This window comes from Alkalibacterium sp. s-m-28 (assembly GCF_054658175.1).
Genome location: NZ_BAAGIQ010000134.1, coordinates 1 through 3,775, shown reverse-complemented (window position 1 = coordinate 3,775; position 3,775 = coordinate 1). Strand labels below are relative to the sequence as shown.

Below are 3,775 nucleotides of genomic sequence, written 5' to 3'. Positions count from 1 at the left end.
TTTCTAGACCATCAAACCAAAACCTGTTTGACGAGATAAATCCAATAGTGCTGTAAAAACCAATCAATTGTATGCTCATTTAAGAGCTATTCCCCCAATTATTCCTTGGAGTTTCCTAGTTCACTCTATAAGTGTCGTGCTGGTACGTTAAGTTAGTTTTACTGATTTTATCGATACCCTCTTTAGTGAAATAAATCGGCTGGAAATACACTTATTAATATAAGCGTTACACGAGTATTCTATACTCTTTCGGTATGCATTTACAATTTGTTAATCTTCGTATTACTCTTTTTTGGCGATTCATATTGCTGTCTTCAGTTCAAAACTTCTACTTCTACAACCCCAGTTCCCAGTGCTTCCTCTAATCCTACTGCGTTTTCTATATGCCCAATTTTCGTATAGGAGTAATTCGTCGTAAATGATTTATAAAATATCACTAACGTTCTATCACCGTATAACATGACGTCTCCCGCTTCTATGTTATGAACATTCACTGCATCAGTTGTTACAGTTTGAGGAAGAGTATAATACTTCTCGTTCTCGTTTAAGTCAGTCATGGTGAAGCGACCTGGTAATCGTTCGATTACATTCTCTGCTATAGTACTGCCTTCTAAAATGACTGAAAATTCTGAACCATTTATATATAGGGTTATCACATCCTGTTCATCTCCTTCTAAATCCGCCTCTACTTCATCACTTTCACCTAGCTCATCCAGTGATTCATTATTCAATTGAGGAGCAGTTGAATCAGGTTCCGAAACTGTTTCAACTCTACACGCACTTAAGAAAAAGGCGAACAGTATCATCATCCACTTAAATTTCCGATTATTTTTCAATACCATCCTCTCCAAATTAAATTTTTTGGTTTAATGGGCGTAACAGCACCTCGCTGATCGTTACATGGCCAGGCTGTTCTATTGCATATATAACAGCTCGGGCAACGTCTTCTGATGTCAAACTGTTTCCTGTCTGATCTGCAGTTTTTTGCAATTCATTTTCTAAAGACTTATCTCCAACTGTAGAAAACAACTCTGTGTTGACCATTCCTGGCGATATTATCGTTGATCGTATACCATTAGAAAGCTCTTCTTGTCTTAACCCTTCCATAATCGCACGTACCGCAAATTTAGTCCCATTGTATACAGCAGAGCCTGGGTAAACCACGTGCCCGGCAACAGAATCTGTTGTAATGATCAAACCCGATTTCTGTTTTTGCATGATCGGTAACACAGCACCAATGCCATTCAATACACCCATAACATTTATATTCAGCATACTCTCCCAACTTTCGTACTCCAGTTTTGCTAAATTCCCTTGAGGCATGATACCGGCATTATTAAACATCACATCGATTCTACCGAATTTTTCCATAGCAAGATCAATGACAGCTTTAATGTGGTCACGATTTGTCACATCAGCTGCCTGATACACTACATTTTCTCCTAGTTCATCGGCTAAACGTTTGATTCGTTCTTCACGACGAGCAGCCAACACTACCTTTGCATGACTGTCCGCTAATAATTTGGCTGTTGCTTCCCCAATACCTGATGAGGCTCCCATAATAACGACGACTTTTTCTGATAGATTTGACATAGCAATTCTCCTTGAGATTTAATTTTTATGATTCGATCTGTTTGATTATTTTTGCGGGTGACCCGGCAACGATGACATTCTCTGGTATGTCTTTCGTTACAGTTGAATCGGCCGCAATGATTGAGTTTTCACCGACCGTAACCCCCGGTAATATGGTGACATTTGCACCTATCCAGGCATTTTTCTTTATCCTGACCGTCTGAACATTTAATCCACGGCGTTTTTTGGGGTCAATTAAATGATTGACCGTTATGATTCGACTCATTGGTCCGATCAGCACATTATCTTCGATCACGATCCCACCTAAATCAACGAATGTGACGTTTTGATTGATGAAGATATTTCTACCTAAAGTAATATGTTTTCCAAAATCAGTATAGAACGGTAATGAGACAGTAACCGTGCTGTCAACTTTTTTTCCTGTGATTCTTTCTAAATAAGATAATACATCCTGAGGTTTACGATAACCTGTATTAAGTTCAGCTATAAGTGGCTCATTCTTATCTTTCGCTTCATGTATTTCTTTAAAAATAGCGGAACCTGCTAAGATTTCTTTTCCAGCTATTTGTTCGATTAACGTATTCATCGACACTAAAGCCTCCTCACCTTTATTGATAATTTGAGTATACTCGGTTATACTCATAATGAATAATACTTATATGGAATGCCTATGTATTCTTTTAAGTTATAGGAGTGGTTAAATGGATTTAAGAGTACTAACCTATTTTTTAACTGTCGCTAGAGAGGGAACGATCAGTAAAGCTGCGGAGGTTTTACACCTATCCCAACCAGCTTTATCGAAACAATTGAAAAGTTTAGAGGTATACTTAGGTGTACAGCTTTTTGAACGTGGAAATCGTGGAATCACCTTAACGGCTGACGGTATCTATTTGCAGAATCGCGGAAACGAAATTCTCTCTTTAGTTGATAGTACCACCTCGAATATCCAGAAAAACAACGTTATTGGTGGTGACATCTTTATTGGGGGAGGAGAAACACAAGCTATTGAGTATGTTGCAGTTATTTTAAATGATTTAATAAACCATTATCCTGACATAACTATTCATATGTATAGCGGTAATGCTGATGATGTCAAACATAAAATCGATAAGGGTCTCTTGGATTTCGGGTTAGTCATTGATCCGGTAGAAAAACAGAAATATGAATACATCCGATTGCCGCAATCAGACTGTTGGGGGATTTTAGTCAATGAACACCATCCGTTAACAAAAAAAGAGTATGTATCCCCTAATGATTTATTGGATCAATCTTTGATTATTTCCAATCAGTCATTGGTGGATAATCAACTTGCAGAATGGTTAGGACAAAATCTAAGCCATTTCAATATTATAGGAACTTACAACCTTCTATATAATGCTTCTCTCCTAGTCAAAAAAGGCGAGAGTGTCGCACTATGTATTGACGGTATCATCAATACAAAAGACAATGGCCTGAAATTCATCCCATTCTCTCCTCCACTGACCTCCAGCATCAATATTATCTGGAAAAAGAACCAACTATTTTCAAACGCTGCAAATCTTTTTCTTCAAAAGATTACTCAAAAATAATCTGTCTGCAGTTTTCTGTCCATACAGGATTTGTCTCTAACCGTGCAGTTCACTCTCTCTGCTATTTAACTCTCATGCTCTTTTATTACAAAAAGACACATACCAAGAGTGCTGGTATGTGTCTTTCCTTAAATTAATTTTATTTATTGAAAATAATCGGAGCTTTGCGCATGTACTTCTGATCATTTTTGGCCGTACTTCTTTTAATATCTTTGCCGCCGCCTTGCTTGTTCTTAATCAGCTTCTGCATTTTTTCTTTTGGAGTCATTTTTTCCACCACCTCTATAGTTGTTGCTTGTTCATTGTTTTTCATCATTACTTTGTGGCCTCATACGAATACACAAGAAATAAGGACCCGCAGGTAACGTTTTGAGGCTCCATTCGTTCTACTCATTACGCATACTATTTCCGTACGTCACTTTGTTCCTACGGCTCTAGCAAACTGTCACAATCCAGTAAACTGGTTTGTGCTAATCGAGTAGGGGGGGCTGGGAAAAAACTCCCCTAAAATGAATACATCCCTCGACCGATTTTGAGAAAAAAATGGTCGAGGGATGTTTCTTTTTTAAAGACAAAATGAGCCCCACCGGCTATAATTGAAGTACCAACAGAAA

General features: G+C 37.9%; 5 protein-coding genes. 1 reads left to right on the top strand and 4 read right to left on the bottom strand.

All coding sequences use genetic code 11. The annotated features are described in order from the left end of the window. Positions 1–314 precede the first annotated feature (314 nt). From ACYQ4S_RS11135 to ACYQ4S_RS11125, 3 genes are read right to left on the bottom strand one after another with little or no spacing between them, the layout of a single operon-like run. On the bottom strand, positions 315–836 hold the full coding sequence (locus ACYQ4S_RS11135; RefSeq protein WP_459771184.1) for a cyclophilin-like fold protein: 522 nt from the start codon (positions 834–836) through the stop codon (positions 315–317). Positions 837–852: 16 nt separating this feature from the next. Beyond that, complete coding sequence (locus ACYQ4S_RS11130; protein ID WP_459771182.1) at positions 853–1,593, bottom strand: SDR family oxidoreductase; 741 nt, start codon at positions 1,591–1,593, stop codon at positions 853–855. A 25-nt stretch (positions 1,594–1,618) separates the two neighbouring features. Next, positions 1,619–2,179 carry a DapH/DapD/GlmU-related protein gene (locus ACYQ4S_RS11125; protein WP_459771180.1) on the bottom strand — a complete coding sequence of 187 codons (561 nt, stop codon included), beginning with the start codon at positions 2,177–2,179 and terminating at the stop codon, positions 1,619–1,621. Between the two features lie 115 nt (positions 2,180–2,294). Between ACYQ4S_RS11125 and ACYQ4S_RS11120 the strand changes: the two genes are divergently transcribed. Next, a complete protein-coding gene (locus ACYQ4S_RS11120; protein WP_459771179.1) occupies positions 2,295–3,161 on the top strand; it encodes a LysR family transcriptional regulator in 867 nt (288 codons plus the stop codon). Between the two features lie 139 nt (positions 3,162–3,300). Here ACYQ4S_RS11120 and ACYQ4S_RS11115 read toward each other — a convergent pair whose 3' ends face one another. Continuing rightward, the gene (locus tag ACYQ4S_RS11115; protein WP_459771177.1) at positions 3,301–3,477 is read right to left on the bottom strand and encodes a hypothetical protein; all 177 of its coding nucleotides are present in this window, start codon (positions 3,475–3,477) and stop codon (positions 3,301–3,303) included. Positions 3,478–3,775 lie beyond the last annotated feature (298 nt).